The sequence below is a fragment of the Brucella sp. NBRC 12953 genome (assembly GCF_040369775.1).
GTDB lineage: Bacteria > Pseudomonadota > Alphaproteobacteria > Rhizobiales > Rhizobiaceae > Brucella > Brucella pseudogrignonensis.
This window is the reverse complement of sequence record NZ_BAABSV010000006.1, coordinates 259,188-274,463: the sequence shown is the minus strand read 5'-3', so window position 1 is coordinate 274,463 and position 15,276 is coordinate 259,188. Positions and strand designations below refer to the sequence as shown.

The window sequence follows — 15,276 nt, the reverse complement described above, 5'->3', positions numbered from 1 at the left end:
ATAAAAAATACTAATAATTCTGAGAAACGCGGCAGCGTTAATCCATCAAAATTGCGTTTGGGCACTCGGTGAAAATTCGTGCAACGAACGACACCGCAATCATCTCTGTTCTGAAACAGGAATTTACACGCAAAAAACAGAAATACTATTTATGCGTGTATGAAAGAATGGGTTAAATTTATATCTAACAATAATATTGCCCCATCTAATTGCAAATGATTTGCAAAAGCGCTTGAGATGGATATTCTTCTGCATTATGCAATTGCTAATTATTCGCATTAAGGAGATGGTGATGTATCGACCGATTAGAAGTGGTTTAGCAACAGCGCTCGTTGCTGGCTTTGCAATATTGGTGGCGTCCGGAACCACTTTTGCTGCAGAAAAATTCAAAGCTGTAACTACATTTACGGTTATTGCAGATATTGCCCGGAATGTTGCCGGTGATGCCGCCACTGTTGAATCGATCACCAAGCCCGGTGCCGAAATCCATGAGTATCAGCCAACACCCGGCGATCTTATCAAGGCGCAGGGTGCGGATCTCGTCCTCTGGAATGGGCTTAATCTCGAACTGTGGTTTGAAAAATTCTTCTCGCGACTTAAGAATGTTCCAAGCGCGGTGGTAAGTGACGGCGTTGTGCCTATGGGTATCACGGAAGGCCCTTATAGTGGCAAACCCAACCCGCATGCATGGATGTCGCCAACTTCGGCCCTCATCTATGTCGATAATATTCGTGATGCATTCGTCAAATATGACCCTGGTAATGCCGAAGCCTACAAAGCCAATGCTGAGAAGTATAAGGCCGAGATAAAGGCGACAATCGATCCCATCAGAGCCGAATTTACGGCTATACCAGCTGACAAGCGCTGGCTCGTTACCAGCGAAGGCGCGTTCTCCTATCTCGCTCGTGATTTCGATTTAAAGGAGCTTTACCTCTGGCCGATTAATGCGGACCAACAAGGCACGCCACAGCAGGTGCGTAAGGTGATTGATGCGGTTCGTGCAAATAACATCACGGCTGTTTTTTCTGAAAGTACGGTATCGGCAGCACCGGCAGAGCAGGTTGCGCGCGAAACCGGCGCGAAATACGGCGGTGTGCTGTATGTCGATTCTCTTTCCGAGGCTGACGGACCAGTGCCTACCTATATCGACCTTCTGAAAGTAACTTCGGACACGATCGCAAAAGGCCTCAAACAATGAACGTTCCGATAAATCGTCATTTTCAGGATCAGGCCGCGCTTAGAAATAGCGCGGCTGAAGGATTGAAGGTGAAAGACGCGACTGTGACCTATCGCAATGGTCACACGGCTTTACGCAATGCCAGTTTTGAAATCCCTACCGGCACGATTACGGCACTGGTTGGCGTGAATGGCTCAGGCAAGTCGACCTTATTCAAGGCCATCATGGGTTTTGTCCGTTTGGCAAAGGGTGACATTTCCATCCTCGGCTTGCCGGTCAAACAGGCGCTCAAGCAGAACCTTGTCGCCTATGTGCCGCAAAGTGAAGAGGTTGATTGGAACTTTCCCGTTCTGGTCGAAGATGTGGTCATGATGGGTCGATACGGGCATATGGGCATGATGCGCATTCCCCGCCGTGCCGATCACGAAGCGGTCGAAAAGGCACTGAGCCGCGTCAACATGCTCGATTTTCGCAAGCGGCAAATCGGCGAGCTGTCTGGCGGTCAAAAGAAGCGTGTTTTTCTTGCTCGCGCACTTGCTCAGGATGCACATGTCATTCTTCTCGATGAGCCTTTTACCGGTGTTGATGTAAAGACCGAGGAAGCGATTATCACGCTTCTGCGTGGGCTTCGCGATGAAGGCCGCGTGATGCTTGTTTCCACGCATAATCTTGGCAGCGTACCTGAGTTTTGCGACCGGACAGTTCTCGTCAAGAATACCGTACTGGCTTATGGTCCAACGGAGGAAATTTTCACCCAGGCCAATCTCGAAAAGACTTTTGGCGGGGTGCTACGGCACCTTATTCTCGATGAGAAAACGAAGCAGAATCGCTCAGCCATCGGTGTCATTACCGATGATGAGCGGCCTTTCGTGCTCTATGAGCATAAGCAGCAGGGGCATAACTGATGGCTCTCCTGCTCGAACCGTTTGCTTACGGCTATATGCTCAATGCTATGTGGGTTTCAGCGCTTGTCGGCGGTGTTTGTGCGTTTCTTTCCGCCTATCTGATGCTCAAAGGCTGGTCGCTTATCGGCGATGCCCTCTCCCATTCCATCGTTCCCGGTGTTGCTGGCGCCTATATGCTCGGCCTGCCCTTTTCCATCGGCGCGTTCTTTTCCGGTGGGTTGGCTGCTGCAGCAATGCTGTTTCTTAATCAGCGAACCAAACTCAAAGAAGATGCAATCATTGGCCTGATTTTCACAGCTTTCTTCGGCCTTGGACTGTTTATGATTTCATTGCGGCCAACCTCGATCAGTATCCAGACCATCGTGCTTGGCAATATTCTGGCGATAACGCCCGGCGATATTCTTCAACTTGCGATCATAGGATTCGTTTCGCTCGCGCTGCTTTTGCTGAAATGGAAAGATCTGATGGTGGTGTTTTTCGATGAAAGTCATGCACGTTCCATTGGATTAAAACCAACGGCGTTGAAGATCATGTTCTTCACTCTGCTTTCGGCAAGCACTGTTGCTGCCATGCAGACCGTAGGCGCGTTTCTGGTCATCTGCATGGTCGTTACCCCCGGCGCAACTGCATATCTGCTCACAGATCGTTTTTCGCGGCTTTTGTGGATTGCGGTGCTGATCGGCGCGCTGACCAGCTTCATCGGCGCCTATGTTAGTTACTTCATGGATGGCGCAACCGGCGGCATCATCGTCGTGCTGCAAACGCTGGTGTTTCTGACCGTGTTTTTTCTGGCGCCCAAGCATGGAATGCTTGCAGCCCGCAGGCGCGCAGCCAAAGCATTGCAGGAGGTTGAGCTATGAGCTTTCCCGACATGTTTCTGATGCCATTTCAGTTTGACTTTATGATCTATGCGTTGATCGCGTCCGTGCTGATTGCCATTCCAACCGCCCTGCTCTCCTGTTTTCTGGTGCTTAAGGGTTGGTCGCTGATGGGTGATGCTATAAGCCACGCGGTGCTGCCGGGTGTTGTGATTGCCTATATAGTCGGTCTGCCCTTTGGTATCGGCGCTTTTGTTGCAGGTATGGTCTGCGCACTTGCCACAGGTTTTCTCAAGGAAAACAGCCGTATCAAGCAGGATACTGTCATGGGTATCGTCTTTTCCGGCATGTTTGGGCTGGGGCTAGTGCTCTATGTTTCTGTACGTGCGAATGTGCATCTTGATCACATCCTATTCGGCGACATTCTCGGTATCAGCGCAAGCGACCTTATAGAGACCGCGATTATCGCAGCGGTGACTGCAGGTGTTCTCATCGTCAAATGGCGCGATTTCCTGCTGCATGCATTCGACCCCGCACAGGCGCGTGCGGTCGGCTTGCCAGTACGGCTGCTGCATTATGGGCTTCTGTGCCTGATTTCGCTCACCATTGTAGGTGTCTTAAAAGCGGTAGGAATCATTCTCGCAATAGCCATGCTGATTGCTCCGGGCGCCATCGCCTTTTTGCTCACCCGCAGGTTTAGCAGCATGATGATCGCTTCAGTCATCGTTGCTGTCTTCTCATCCTTCATGGGCGTGTATCTGTCGTTCTTCATAGACAGCGCCCCTGCACCGACAATTGTTCTGCTGATGACAGTGATCTTCATTGCAGCTTTCCTGTTCTCGAGCTGGCGAACCGCACGCGCAGAAACGCGGCATGAGGCAGAAATGGCCTGAACTTTATTGTAAGCTGTCTCCTTTCGTGTCGGAACAGCTTGCGTGCAGCGTGGACAGCTTTTCAAAGCTGTCCACGTTTTTGCACAGCTGCGCAGCATCGGTCATACGGCTGTTATAAATCCTCGATAGATAACCATAACAACGAGCGGTGCCTAAACACCGTTCGCTATTTTCCAGCGCACTATAATTTGTCGCTTGTCGAGGTAAAATAAAAATGCTTCAATCCCGATTGCACGGCTGTGCAGAAAAAATAAAACCGGCCGTCGATCCTGGGGAGGATACGCATATGCCTGCGTTTTTGGAGGTAGCGGATGCACGCGTCCGTTATGGCAATAATGAGATTCTTAAAGGTGTAGACCTTTCGGTGAAGAAAGGTGAATTCGTAGCGCTGCTCGGCTCTTCCGGTTGTGGAAAAACCACTTTGCTGCGTGCAATTGCTGGATTCAATACACCCAGCAATGGAGCTATCCGCGTTGGGGGCAAGGATGTCACTCGATTGCCACCTGACAAGCGCGGCATGGCACTGGTGTTCCAATCCTATGCGCTCTGGCCGCATATGACGGTTGCGCAAAACATCGGCTACGGCCTGCGTATTCGCGGTGCAGCAAAAGATACAATCCGGCAGAAAGTTCAGGAAGTTGCGCGCCTTCTAGGGCTTGATGCGCTGCTTGATCGCAAGCCAGCCGCACTTTCCGGCGGTCAGCGTCAGCGCGTAGCACTCGGTCGCGCATTGGCAATCGAGCCAGACATTCTACTGCTCGATGAGCCGCTTTCAAACCTTGACGCCCGCATTCGCCTGTCGGTGCGCCATGAAATCAGCGCTCTGCAGCGCCGCCTTGGTATCACTGCAGTGCATGTGACGCATGATCGTGAAGAGGCCATGGTTATGGCTGATCGCATCGTGATCCTGAATAATGGTGAAGTGGCACAGGCCGGCGCACCAGAAGAAGTTTATAATCATCCGGCATCTGACTTCGTTGCAGCCTTTATGGGTGCTGAGAACCTCATCGAGCTTCCTGTCAGTGTTAAAGCAGACCGCATCGAGATCGCCGCAGGGCCACAAAACAAGGCAAGCACAATCCCGGCTGGCCGTCGCAATCTGTCCGATGGCATCGCAACAGCACGCTTCCGCAGTGAAGCCGCAAAGCTTACAAGTCCCGGGGCTCCAAATTCTTGCACAGCACCTGGACTTATCCTGACGGGCACCGTCGATCAGACGAGCTACCCGGGTGGCCTTTGGCGGCACATGATAAGTGTGGGCGGCAGGCATCTTCTGGTTGATGCAACAGAGAGCCATCAACCCGGTTCGCAGGTTGAAATCCGCATTCCCGAACAGGCTCTCTTCCTGTTCGACAAGTGACCTGATCAGCTTAATCGGCAACTGTTTCTATTATGCACAGGTGTGCATAGATATAGAGTTGTCATCAAGTCGATCACTAGCAGGCTCACCTGCTCAGAAGGGGATTGCGGGCCTTCAACCGCCCGCAGCCGCACAAAATTCCCGATCACACCTCACCGGATACACAATTATCCAACCGCCGAAATCTTCCGCCATGCGGATATAAAAGCAGGAATTATTCGATGAAGACGATCCTGAAAACAGCTCTTGTCCTCGGCCTGACGGCATCACCCGCCGCAGCGAATGAATTGACCGTTCTGACCGCAGGTGATCAGAACATGGTCGATTACGTGAACGAATATCTCGGCCCATTGTTCGAGAAGCAAAATCCAGGCACGACAGTTCGTGTTGTTGGCACCGGTCCAGGCGACGCTGGTTCACAGAAGATTCTCGAACGCTTTGAAGCGCAGTCGAAAGCTGGCGTTGAAAAGTGGGACGCAGACGTTGCTGTCGTTCATGAGAAATTCGCAGGCCCGATGGTCGAAAAGAAATTTCTCGAAAACTATCGCAGCAAGATCGATAGCGGCAAGCTCGTCACGCGCGACAATGCGAAGATGGCGCTCGGCACCAATGTTGATGGCTATGTCATGCCAATGTTCAACAGCCAGACAGCCCTCGCCTACAACCCGGCTCTCGTTGCAAATCCACCAAAGAGCTATGACGAGCTGGTCACATGGGCAAAGGAAAACCCGAAGCAGTTCGGCTATAACGGCATCAAGGGTGGCGCATCAGGCGTGAGCTTCGTCATGGGCTGGATTTATGCCTATGGTGGCGATGCCGACAAGCTGATGAAAGGCCCGTTCGAAGAAGGCGAAGCCAAGAACTGGGACAAGGCCTTTGCATCGCTCAAGGACTTCACGACGAATGCAACATTGACACCGGGCAATGCCGGTACGCTCGATATGCTGAGCCGCGGTGAAATCGCCATGGGCCCGGTCTGGGTTGACATGTTCTATTCATGGAAGGCCAATGGCCAGCTTCCACCGGAAATGAAACTTGTTCTGCCTTCGCCGGGCATGCCGGGGCAGCCGATGCATTATGTTATTCCAGAAAAGAGCGCCAACAAGGAACTTGCTGAAAAGTTCGTGGCACTTGCAACCAGCCCCAAAGTTCAGGCTGAAGGCATCGTTGAACGCTTTAACTGGTATCCGGGCATTGATGCTGATCACGTCAAAGCAGAACTCAATGCCGATACCTGGAACAAGCTCTTCACCGATATCTCGCCGGAAGATCTGGCCAATTACGGCAAGCCATTTCCGATTGCACCATACAACACTGCAATCCTCGAAGCTTACGAGCGTCAGGTCGGCAACTAATCAGCTTGCACTAAAGCATAGACCGGGTACGTGAAACACGGACCCGGTCCCTAAATCAAAAATTCGGGGAATATCAATGTCGCAGAGAATGACGGGTTTTCTGCTGGTCGCGCCAGCATTGGCAATCGTGTTGTTTCTGTTCATCGTGCCGTTGTTTGGCGCGATAACCGGAGCATTTCATGTTGGTGGGGACTGGGGTTTCGGCAATTTCACCAAGGCTTTCGAGCTTTATTCAAGCGACATGCTGTTCACCCTAATGATCGTGACGCTTTCTTCTGCGCTGATCGCACTTTTTGCAATCGCCATCGGTGGCTATCTAACGCTCGGCTCTAATCAGCGTGCCGTTACCGTGCTGCGCTGGCTCTATCGTTGGCCGCTGTTCATTCCATTCATTGTGGTCGGCCAGATATTGCGCACGTTTCTCGCTAAAAACGGCCTGATGAACAGCCTTCTGATTGAAAGCGGCATTCTCACGCCGCTTCAGGCGATGAGCTTTCTCGACTGGCGCGGCATCGTCATTGCATTTGTCTGGAAACAGACGCCCTTCGTTATATTACTCCTTGCGGGGGCGATGGCATCGATTGATCGCAGTACGATTGAATCTGCGCGCAATCTCGGTGCTGGACGGCTGCGCATTTTGATCGAAATCGTGCTTCCACAAGTGCGCCCCACCCTGCTCGTTGGCTTGATCCTCAGCTTCGTCACCATGATGTCGGTACTTTCTGTGCCGCTGATGATCAATGCTCAATCTCCAACAATGATCACGGCTAATATGGCTTTCCGCATCAATGCCTATGGCGATTACGGCGTTGCCAACGCGCTCGGCACAATATCGCTCCTGATGACCAGTCTGGTTGCATGGATTTATCTCAGACAAACCATGAAGGAGCACGGCTGATGAGCACCGCACTCGACTGGCGCTGGATACCGCGCGGCATTTTGCTTGGTTTGCTGGCCTTTGCAATCTTCGGCCCACTTGCCAATCTGCTTCTCTGGGCCGTGGCTGAACGCTGGTATTTTCCGCATACGTTGCCTATTCAGTATGGCTTTTCCTTCTGGGCCAATGTGTTTTCGCCACGCGGCAACGCTCTTTCATCACTTGGAACAAGCGTGGTTATCGCAAGCCTTACTGTGGTTGTCTCTCTCGGTCTTGCCATTCCGGCTGGCTATGCACTGGCACGGCTGAAACTGCCATTTCGCGGGTTGATCTTGCTTATCCTGCTGATCCCACAGGCATTTCCGAACCTGCCTATCTACGTCAATATTGCGCAAATGTTCTATTCGCTGCGTTTAAACGGTACGATTACCGGCGTGGTTCTGGTTCATGTAACCCATGGATTGGTCTATGCGGTGTGGATTGCAACAGCCGCTTTCTCCGCGATTGATCGCGAATTGGAAGAGGCCGCACGTTCCATGGGCGCTTCCGCCATGAAGACCTTCTTTCACATTACAATGCCAATTGCCGCACCCGGCCTGCTCGCCAGCGCGATCTTCGTGTTCCTTGAATCACTTGATGAATTCACCGGGACATATTTTGTGGGCGCGCCCGACATTACAACATTGCCGCTGATGCTTTATACAGCAAGCTCCGGTGGCAACTATCAGATAGCGTCGATCAGTGCGCTAATCCTGCTGGTGCCGTCCATTGCGTTCATGTTCGTGGTCGAGCGTTTTCTGCGCGCCGATGTTCTCTCGAAAGTGGGTCGATAACTATGGCCGACAAAGATCGTTTTCAGGACGAGCTTCCAGAAAACCAGCCGCGTTTCATCAGCGCGCATGAAGTTGCAGTGGAGGCTGGCGTCTCTCGCTCGGCGGTTTCTCGCACCTTTACGCCCGGAGCCAGCGTATCCCCCTCAACGCGTGAGAAAGTGCTGAAGGCAGCTGAAAAGCTCGGCTATCAGGTCAATGATCTTGCACGCGGCCTGCTTGCCAAGCGTAGCCGCATCGTCGGCATGATCGCAGCCGATCCGGCAAGTCCTTTTCGCTCACGCCAGATCGCGGCCCTATCCCGTCGATTGACGGCGCGTGGCAGCGTGCCGGTGCTGATCCCAACCGGTCAGCACGGCGAGAATCTCTCGGCGGCCCACCAGACGCTTCTTCGTTATCGGGCCGAAGCGACTGTCGTTCTGTCTGGGATGCCGTCATCATCATTTGTCGAATTGGCGCAGCGCAACGGTCATACGCTGATCGTTGTGGGCCGTAACGAAGATGGTCCTGACCATATTCGAATTAATAACAAACAAGCGGCGGAAACAGCTGTCGATGTGTTTGCCGCGCGCGGCATGAAAAGGCTCGGGCTTGTCACATCAAATGTTCGCAGCCCTAATCTGCTGGAACGCGAAGAAGCCTACGTCGCTCGCGCTAAAAATTTAGGCCTGGATGTTAGCGTACAGCGCGGAGAACTGACGGATTACGATGGTGGCTTTGCTGCAGCGTCGCTCCTTCTGAGTGAGCGTGACCGTGTTGAGGCAGTATTTTGCGTCAATGATCTGATGGCGTTTGGGCTGATAGATTGCGCACGTGACGTTTTTAATCTTTCAATTCCGGAAGACCTGTCGGTGATCGGATTTGATAATGTCACCGAAGCACGCTGGGGTGCATATCGTCTCACGACCTTCGACCAGAATGCCGAACGCCTGTCTGCTGAAATCATCCGTATGCTCGATGAACGACAAAGTGCACCCAACGAGCCGCCACAGATGGTGATGATCGACACTCCACTTATTTTGCGAGGCAGCGTGCGCCCGCTTAAAACGGAAAATTCTTCTAACGGAAGCAAACCCTGAATGTCCGATCATTCTATCTGGCTGCGCCCTGCGCATGATGATCTTGTTTTTCTTGAGAAAATCGTCCGGGATTTGAGCGGGCAATTTAACTCACCGATATTTGAGCCTCACGCAACGCTCGTACCGGATATGAATCGATCTGCAGAAGAGCTTCTTCCACAGGTGGTAAGCCTTGCGATCGGCCGCAAACCGTTTGAACTTTTGATTGAGGATGTAACGGGAAGCGAAGCCTATTTTCGCTCTTTCTACGCAGCGCTTGAAAAAGCACCGGCGCTGATGCGCCTGAAACAAGATTCGCTTGAAATATCCGGCGAGGCCAGCTTGCAGAGCTTCATGCCGCATGTCTCATTGGCTTATGGTGTTGAGGATACAACGCAGAAACAAACGGAAATGCAGCGGCTTGCCAAAGAGCTTTCAGGTAGAAAGCTGCGCTTCGACCGGCTGGTGATCGTGAGTTCATCAAGCGAGACGCCGATCGATGAATGGCACGTAAAGCACGAGATACAGCTTAAAGGATAAAAGCCAGCCACAAATATATAGCTGGCTGGTTTTTAATCAAAGAGGACGCGGATGAGAGCGGTAGACCTTTTCAATGTCTGCCAGCATTTCTGCTGAAAGCGTCACTTCGCTTGCAGCAATGTCGATCTTCAGCTGCTCGACAGACGTGGCGCCGATAATGACAGATGTCATGAAAGGTCTCGAAGACGAGAACGCAATCGCCATCTGCGCAATATCGAGCCCATACTTCTTGGCAATATCGATGTAAGCGCGAATTGCCGGTTCCGAATAGGAATTATCACGCCAAAGGCCGCCATCTGTCACCGAAGCGCGTGATCCTTCGGGGATTTTCCCGCCTAGATATTTGCCGGTTAAAACACCTGCAGCAAGCGTAGAATAGGCAAGCAAACCAACTTGTTCAAACAGCGATACTTCTGCCATGTCATGATCAAATTCACGCTGCAGCAGACCATATTCATTCTGGATAGACGCCATACGTGGCAGATTGTGCTCTTCAGCAATCTTCAGCCATTGCATCGTACCCCAAGCCGTTTCGTTGGAAAGACCGACGTGACGAATCTTGCCTGCGCGAACCGCATCTTCAAGGCCTAGCAGAACATCATGAATCTGTTCACGTTCAGCCTTTGGGTCAACATGGGAGGGATCAAAACCCCAGCCCTGACCGAAATGATAATGCGGACGCGATGGCCAGTGAATCTGATAGAGATCGATGTAATCGGTCTGCAGTCTCTTCAAACTGTCGTTGACTGCCTCGGTAACACTTGCGCGGCTTGGCTTTGCACCACCACGAATCCACTCCTGGCGACCGCCACCGGCGATCTTGCTGGCGAGAATAACGCGATCACGCTTACCAGATTGCTTGAACCAGTTACCGATGTAGGTTTCAGTCTTGCCATAGCTTTCCGGGCTCATCGGAATAGCATAACCTTCAGCGGTATCGATAAAATTGACGCCGGCATCGACAGCGAAATCAAGTTGCTGGTGTGCGTCGTTTTCAGTGTTCTGTACGCCCCAGGTCATGGTGCCGAGACAGATTTCGGTAACATTGAGGCCTGTACGGCCCAAAGGTTTCATTTTCACGAGATTTTTCCGGATCGATTTGCCCGCAGAACGCGGATTTGACGGGGCTAAAGTCTTACCCCCGCTGTGCCGCGCCTGACAAGGCCGCTCGCTGAAAATTGAAAGCGATTAGAGAAACCGTTTTGCGGAATATGGTGCAGGATCAGTAAATGTATCCTGACCTGTCATCAATTCGGCAAGCAGACGCCCGCTTGCCGGGCCAATCGTCAAACCATGATGAGCATGGCCAAAGTCAAACCATAGTCCCTTATGGCGCGGTGCAGGTCCAATAACCGGCCGCATATCCGGCAGGCACGGGCGCAAACCGAGCCATGGCTTGGATTCTACAGGCGTACCCAGTTGCGGCAAAAGACGTCGTGCAACTTTCTCAGCACGTTTAAGCTGAATGAAATTGGCAGGCGCATCTGGTGAAGCGAACTCTATGCCGGTTGAAAGTCGAACACCCTGCACCATAGGCGCTAGTACATAGCCTGCTTCTTCATCAACAACTGTATGACCGAGCCGCACATCATCCTGCATTTCAAAATGCATATGATGACCACGCTTGATACCGAGCGGGATTGAGTAACCAAACTTCTTGAAGATCAATCCGGATTGCGGTCCGAGAGCCACCACCACATCGCGCGCAATGATTGGACCTTCTTCAGTCGTTACCTGCCAGTCATCACCATTTTCAACGAGTGAGGCTGCATCTCCATGAACAAATGTGCCCCCATTTGCGCGGAAAAGATCAGCATAGACTTCAACCAAACCACCCGGATTGACGATTGTTTTTGGGTCAAGCCAGTGAATGCCGCCCGCAACATCGCCAAGCGTTGTTTCCCGTTGTTTCAGCGACGCTGAATCCAGGACATCATAGGCTAGATTAAACTGCTGCAATTGTGGCAAGCGTTGCACGGCAGCGTTGAAAGCTGCTTCATTGCGAAAAACTTCGATCCAGCCCTGCGCACGTACGAGTCGTTCGCAGCCAGCTTGGGCAATAAGCGCATCATGCTCGCGAACACTTGCTTCGACCAATGGCAACATGGCGTTTGTCGCAATTTTCAGGCGCTCTGGCGAAGATTCGCGCCAATATTGGAACAGCCAGCGGGCCATTCGCGATACATAAAACGGGTCGTATCGCACATCTGAACGGCGATTCAGGCCGTAACGCAACAGCGTCCAGAAACCTTGCGGAAACGAATAGGGAATGACGCTCGAACGTTCGATTAGACCAGCATTACCGAAACTCGTGCCCTGCCCCGGCTCACCACGATCAATCAGCGTAACCGACCGCCCTCGCGCTTGCAGGTGAAGTGCAGCCGAAACCCCAACGATACCCGCGCCCAGTACAATGACGTCTTGTTTCTGCATGGTATTCCCGCCAATTCCATGAAGTGAAAGAGCGCGCTGATCGATTTTCAGCGCGCTCCCGCATACAGCAAAGAGTGGAGACTTTTACAAGTCACATATCTTCGATCAGTAAATGTCGAAGTCGAAATATTTCTTCACGATGGTCGCATAGGTGCCGTCATCGCGAATTTTTTTGATAGCCGCGTTGAACTGTTCACGCAGGTCGTTGTCGTCCTTACGCAGTGCAATGGCTGTATCTGTTTGTGTACCAGGCACATCGCCAATCAGCTTACAGCAATCAGCACCGTCACCCTTGATCCAGTCGGAAATCGGGAACTTGTCTGAAATCACTGCATCAAGACGACCGCTTTTAAGATCGGCATTGGCTTCATCGGCTGTTGGATAGAGTTTTACGTCTGCTCCAGCTTTGCCATAGACATCTTCCGCATAAGTGGCCTGGGTGGTCGACCCCTGAGCGCCTATTGATTTGCCTTTGAAAGCATCGGCATCGAGCGCTGTAATCAAGCTGTCTTTAGGAACAGCAACAGATAGGGGTGTGGAATAATATTTGTCGGTAAAGGATACCTGCTTCTGGCGTTCTTCCGTCACACTCATCGACGCGATAACGGCATCAAACTTATTGGTCTGAAGACCCGGAATCATGCCGTCCCAGTCATTGGCAATGATGGTGCATTTGGCTTCCATCGCTTTGCAGAGCGCATTGGCGATATCAACATCCAGTCCCTGCAAAGAACCATCAGCCGCAACAAAATTGAAGGGCGGATAAGCACCTTCAGTTGCGATCTTGATTTCTTTCCATTCTTTGGCTTGCGCTGGAAGTGCAGCGATAATAGAGGCCACGCCTGCGAACAGGATTGATTTCAACATAATATTCCCCTTGACCGTTGTTATGGTTCTGTTTTGCAGGTTTCCCGCCCGCAATATTATGGATTGAATGAAGCACCGGACGCCGCCTGTTTCAAGTTAAACATCTGGCGGCGTCCGATAATTTTATCAGTAGATATCGAAGTCGAAATACTTTTTGCGGATTGTCTCGTAAGTACCGTCGTCACGGATCTTTTTGATTGCGGCGTTGAACTGCTCACGCAGATCATCGTCACCCTTGCGCAGCGCAACAGCGATCTTGGTTTCAGAGCCCGGAATATCGCCAAGGAACTTGCAGCAATCAGCACCCTGCTTCTTCAGCCAGTCGGCAGCAAGGAACTTGTCAGCAGCAATGGCATCAAGGCGACCACTTTCAAGATCAGCATTAGCTTCGTCAGCCGTCGGATAAAGCTTCACATCAGCGCCCGCTTTGCCATAAACGTCATCGGCATAGTTGCCCTGCGTTGTACCAGCCTGTGCGCCTACGGTCTTGCCATCGAAAGCTGAAGGCTCAAGCGAGGCGATGTCGGTGTCTTTCGGTACAACGACTGCCAGTGGCGTCGTGTAATAGCGCTCTGAGAAAGCAACCTGCTGCTCACGCTCTGGCGTAATGGCCATGGATGCAATGACTGCATCGAACTTATTTGCCTGCAAGCCCGGGATCATACCATCCCAGTCATTGGCAACGATTGTGCACTTTGCTTCCATTGCTTCGCAAACTGCATTGGCAATGTCGATATCGAAACCAACCAGCTTGCCGTCTGGCGACATATAATTGAAGGGTGGATAAGCACCTTCACTGGCGATACGGATTTCTTTCCATTCCTTTGCCTGCGCAGGCATGGCAAGGACGACGGAGGCCAGACCGGCCAGCAAAATTGTTTTGAACATTGCTTCCCTATTCCACTTGTTAGACACGGGCTTTTTATGAAGTCCACAGTTCGGATTGCCCGCAAAGCCGAACAAATTCAATTGCAACTTTGGTCATATCAAAACGCAAAATAACCCGCTGCGCGTTCAGCGCAACGGGTCTGATATGGCCTCAACGGTGCTTTCAGGCAACGAGACGTGTCGAATGATCGTCCTGTGCATAGGCTTTGCCGAAGCGGTTTGCGAGGAATGCATCAAGCGTGATGTCTTCCTGACGAACAAAGCCCCTCTGTGCAATTTCGCCCTTAGCAAGCATGTCGAGCACGGCGCAGATCGCCGATGCTGTCGTGATCTGGATGCCCGAGCGAACGATCTTGCCAACCTGATTGGCATAAACCTTGTTCGCATAGGTTTCCTGAACCAGACGGCCGTTTTTGGTGCCCGAAACAGTTACGAAAATGACGATAACGTCCTGAAGCGTGCTTGGCAGAGCGTTTTCAAAGATGTCCTTGAGCACTTCGCGACGATGACGCAGGCCAAGATCGTTAAGCAGCGCCTTCATCAGCGCTACGTGACCTGGATAACGGATCGTGCGGTAGTTGAGCGTGCGAACTTTGCCTTCGAGCGTGTCGCAAAGTGTGCCGAGACCGCCCGAAGTGTTGAATGCTTCATAGGTTACGCCGTCGAGCGAGAATTCTTCACGCTCTTCAAGAGCTGGAACCTTGGTCAGCTTGCCGTTTACGATGGCTTCACATGGCTCGATATATTCATTGATCAGACCATCTGTGCTCCAGGTCAGGTTGTAGTTGAGAGCATTTGATGGGAACTCTGGCAGAGCACCAACGCGCATACGCACGTTTTCGAGCGTGTCAAAGCGCTTTGCGAGATCGTAAGCAACGATCGAGATGAAGCCTGGAGCCAGACCACACTGCGGAATGAATGCAGTCTTTGCATCTTGTGCCAATTCCATGACGCGCTTGGTGCTGGCCACGTCTTCGGTAAGATCGAGGTAATGCACGCCGGTCTTGGCTGCAGCTTCTGCGATCAGCGTGGTGAGCTGGAATGGAGCAGCACTCAGAACTGCAAATTTGCCGGTGAGAACGGCTTCAAGAGCCTTAGCATCTGCAATGTCGAGAGCCTGTGTCTTGACTTCCGCACCAGTATCCAGCGCGTCGAGCTGTGCCTGCGAACGGTCAACAACCGTCACAGCATAATCACCCGTCGAAGCGAGAAGATCGGCAATGGTCGCGCCAATTTTGCCCGCGCCTACAACAACGATCTCTTTCATGTCTTTTC

At 51.9% G+C, this 15,276-nt stretch carries 15 protein-coding genes; 10 read left to right on the top strand and 5 right to left on the bottom strand.

Annotated elements, in window-relative coordinates; translation table 11 throughout:
* The first annotated feature begins 292 nt into the window (after nt 1-292).
* From ABWV94_RS16245 to ABWV94_RS16200, 10 genes are all read left to right on the top strand, one after another.
* Nucleotides 293-1,198: a metal ABC transporter substrate-binding protein gene (locus ABWV94_RS16245; RefSeq protein WP_353414390.1), complete on the top strand. Its 906-nt coding sequence runs from the start codon at nt 293-295 to the stop codon at nt 1,196-1,198.
* Nucleotides 1,195-2,082: a manganese/iron ABC transporter ATP-binding protein gene (locus tag ABWV94_RS16240; RefSeq protein WP_353414388.1), complete on the top strand. Its 888-nt coding sequence runs from the start codon at nt 1,195-1,197 to the stop codon at nt 2,080-2,082. The genes ABWV94_RS16245 and ABWV94_RS16240 overlap by 4 nt, the downstream gene beginning before the upstream one ends.
* Complete coding sequence (locus ABWV94_RS16235; protein WP_007879329.1) at nt 2,082-2,942, top strand: metal ABC transporter permease; 861 nt, start codon at nt 2,082-2,084, stop codon at nt 2,940-2,942. Before ABWV94_RS16240 ends, ABWV94_RS16235 begins: the two co-directional genes overlap by 1 nt.
* Nucleotides 2,939-3,793, top strand: a complete 855-nt coding sequence (locus tag ABWV94_RS16230) for a metal ABC transporter permease (RefSeq protein WP_353414386.1) — start codon at nt 2,939-2,941, stop codon at nt 3,791-3,793. Before ABWV94_RS16235 ends, ABWV94_RS16230 begins: the two co-directional genes overlap by 4 nt.
* Before the next feature lie 286 nt (nt 3,794-4,079).
* Nucleotides 4,080-5,153, top strand: coding sequence for an ABC transporter ATP-binding protein (locus ABWV94_RS16225; RefSeq protein WP_353414384.1), 1,074 nt, complete (start codon nt 4,080-4,082; stop codon nt 5,151-5,153).
* Between the two features lie 221 nt (nt 5,154-5,374).
* Nucleotides 5,375-6,508: an ABC transporter substrate-binding protein gene (locus ABWV94_RS16220; protein WP_353414382.1), complete on the top strand. Its 1,134-nt coding sequence runs from the start codon at nt 5,375-5,377 to the stop codon at nt 6,506-6,508.
* Between the two features lie 76 nt (nt 6,509-6,584).
* Nucleotides 6,585-7,406, top strand: a complete 822-nt coding sequence (locus ABWV94_RS16215) for an ABC transporter permease (RefSeq protein WP_353414380.1) — start codon at nt 6,585-6,587, stop codon at nt 7,404-7,406.
* Nucleotides 7,406-8,218 carry an ABC transporter permease gene (locus ABWV94_RS16210; protein WP_007879337.1) on the top strand — a complete coding sequence of 271 codons (813 nt, stop codon included), beginning with the start codon at nt 7,406-7,408 and terminating at the stop codon, nt 8,216-8,218. Before ABWV94_RS16215 ends, ABWV94_RS16210 begins: the two co-directional genes overlap by 1 nt.
* Before the next feature lie 2 nt (nt 8,219-8,220).
* On the top strand, nt 8,221-9,294 hold the full coding sequence (locus ABWV94_RS16205) for a LacI family DNA-binding transcriptional regulator (RefSeq protein ID WP_112806691.1): 1,074 nt from the start codon (nt 8,221-8,223) through the stop codon (nt 9,292-9,294).
* On the top strand, nt 9,295-9,813 hold the full coding sequence (locus tag ABWV94_RS16200) for a 2'-5' RNA ligase family protein (protein ID WP_200635958.1): 519 nt from the start codon (nt 9,295-9,297) through the stop codon (nt 9,811-9,813). It begins immediately after the preceding gene.
* Between the two features lie 36 nt (nt 9,814-9,849).
* On the opposite strand, the gene ABWV94_RS16195 is transcribed toward ABWV94_RS16200, so the two are convergent.
* From ABWV94_RS16195 to ABWV94_RS16175, 5 genes are all read right to left on the bottom strand, one after another.
* Entirely contained in the window at nt 9,850-10,887 is a 1,038-nt protein-coding gene (locus tag ABWV94_RS16195; RefSeq protein ID WP_151563067.1) for an aldo/keto reductase, read from the bottom strand.
* A 114-nt stretch (nt 10,888-11,001) separates the two neighbouring features.
* Nucleotides 11,002-12,246 carry an NAD(P)/FAD-dependent oxidoreductase gene (locus ABWV94_RS16190; RefSeq protein ID WP_353414377.1) on the bottom strand — a complete coding sequence of 415 codons (1,245 nt, stop codon included), beginning with the start codon at nt 12,244-12,246 and terminating at the stop codon, nt 11,002-11,004.
* Nucleotides 12,247-12,351: 105 nt separating this feature from the next.
* Nucleotides 12,352-13,113, bottom strand: coding sequence for an ABC transporter substrate-binding protein (locus tag ABWV94_RS16185; RefSeq protein ID WP_353414375.1), 762 nt, complete (start codon nt 13,111-13,113; stop codon nt 12,352-12,354).
* 126 nt (nt 13,114-13,239) lie between these two features.
* The gene (locus ABWV94_RS16180; protein ID WP_353414373.1) at nt 13,240-14,001 is read right to left on the bottom strand and encodes an ABC transporter substrate-binding protein; all 762 of its coding nucleotides are present in this window, start codon (nt 13,999-14,001) and stop codon (nt 13,240-13,242) included.
* A 163-nt stretch (nt 14,002-14,164) separates the two neighbouring features.
* Nucleotides 14,165-15,268 carry a saccharopine dehydrogenase family protein gene (locus tag ABWV94_RS16175; RefSeq protein WP_353414371.1) on the bottom strand — a complete coding sequence of 368 codons (1,104 nt, stop codon included), beginning with the start codon at nt 15,266-15,268 and terminating at the stop codon, nt 14,165-14,167.
* Nucleotides 15,269-15,276: the final 8 nt, after the last annotated feature.

Bases quoted from the DNA above. Each gene is read 5' to 3' on its own strand.
- ABWV94_RS16245 (WP_353414390.1), top strand. From the start codon at position 293: ATGTATCGACCGATTAGAAGTGGTTTAGCAACAGCGCTCGTTGCTGGC.
- ABWV94_RS16240 (WP_353414388.1), top strand. From the start codon at position 1,195: ATGAACGTTCCGATAAATCGTCATTTTCAGGATCAGGCCGCGCTTAGA.
- ABWV94_RS16235 (WP_007879329.1), top strand. From the start codon at position 2,082: ATGGCTCTCCTGCTCGAACCGTTTGCTTACGGCTATATGCTCAATGCT.
- ABWV94_RS16230 (WP_353414386.1), top strand. From the start codon at position 2,939: ATGAGCTTTCCCGACATGTTTCTGATGCCATTTCAGTTTGACTTTATG.
- ABWV94_RS16225 (WP_353414384.1), top strand. From the start codon at position 4,080: ATGCCTGCGTTTTTGGAGGTAGCGGATGCACGCGTCCGTTATGGCAAT.
- ABWV94_RS16220 (WP_353414382.1), top strand. From the start codon at position 5,375: ATGAAGACGATCCTGAAAACAGCTCTTGTCCTCGGCCTGACGGCATCA.
- ABWV94_RS16215 (WP_353414380.1), top strand. From the start codon at position 6,585: ATGTCGCAGAGAATGACGGGTTTTCTGCTGGTCGCGCCAGCATTGGCA.
- ABWV94_RS16210 (WP_007879337.1), top strand. From the start codon at position 7,406: ATGAGCACCGCACTCGACTGGCGCTGGATACCGCGCGGCATTTTGCTT.
- ABWV94_RS16205 (WP_112806691.1), top strand. From the start codon at position 8,221: ATGGCCGACAAAGATCGTTTTCAGGACGAGCTTCCAGAAAACCAGCCG.
- ABWV94_RS16200 (WP_200635958.1), top strand. From the start codon at position 9,295: ATGTCCGATCATTCTATCTGGCTGCGCCCTGCGCATGATGATCTTGTT.
- ABWV94_RS16195 (WP_151563067.1), bottom strand. From the start codon at position 10,887: ATGAAACCTTTGGGCCGTACAGGCCTCAATGTTACCGAAATCTGTCTC.
- ABWV94_RS16190 (WP_353414377.1), bottom strand. From the start codon at position 12,246: ATGCAGAAACAAGACGTCATTGTACTGGGCGCGGGTATCGTTGGGGTT.
- ABWV94_RS16185 (WP_353414375.1), bottom strand. From the start codon at position 13,113: ATGTTGAAATCAATCCTGTTCGCAGGCGTGGCCTCTATTATCGCTGCA.
- ABWV94_RS16180 (WP_353414373.1), bottom strand. From the start codon at position 14,001: ATGTTCAAAACAATTTTGCTGGCCGGTCTGGCCTCCGTCGTCCTTGCC.
- ABWV94_RS16175 (WP_353414371.1), bottom strand. From the start codon at position 15,268: ATGAAAGAGATCGTTGTTGTAGGCGCGGGCAAAATTGGCGCGACCATT.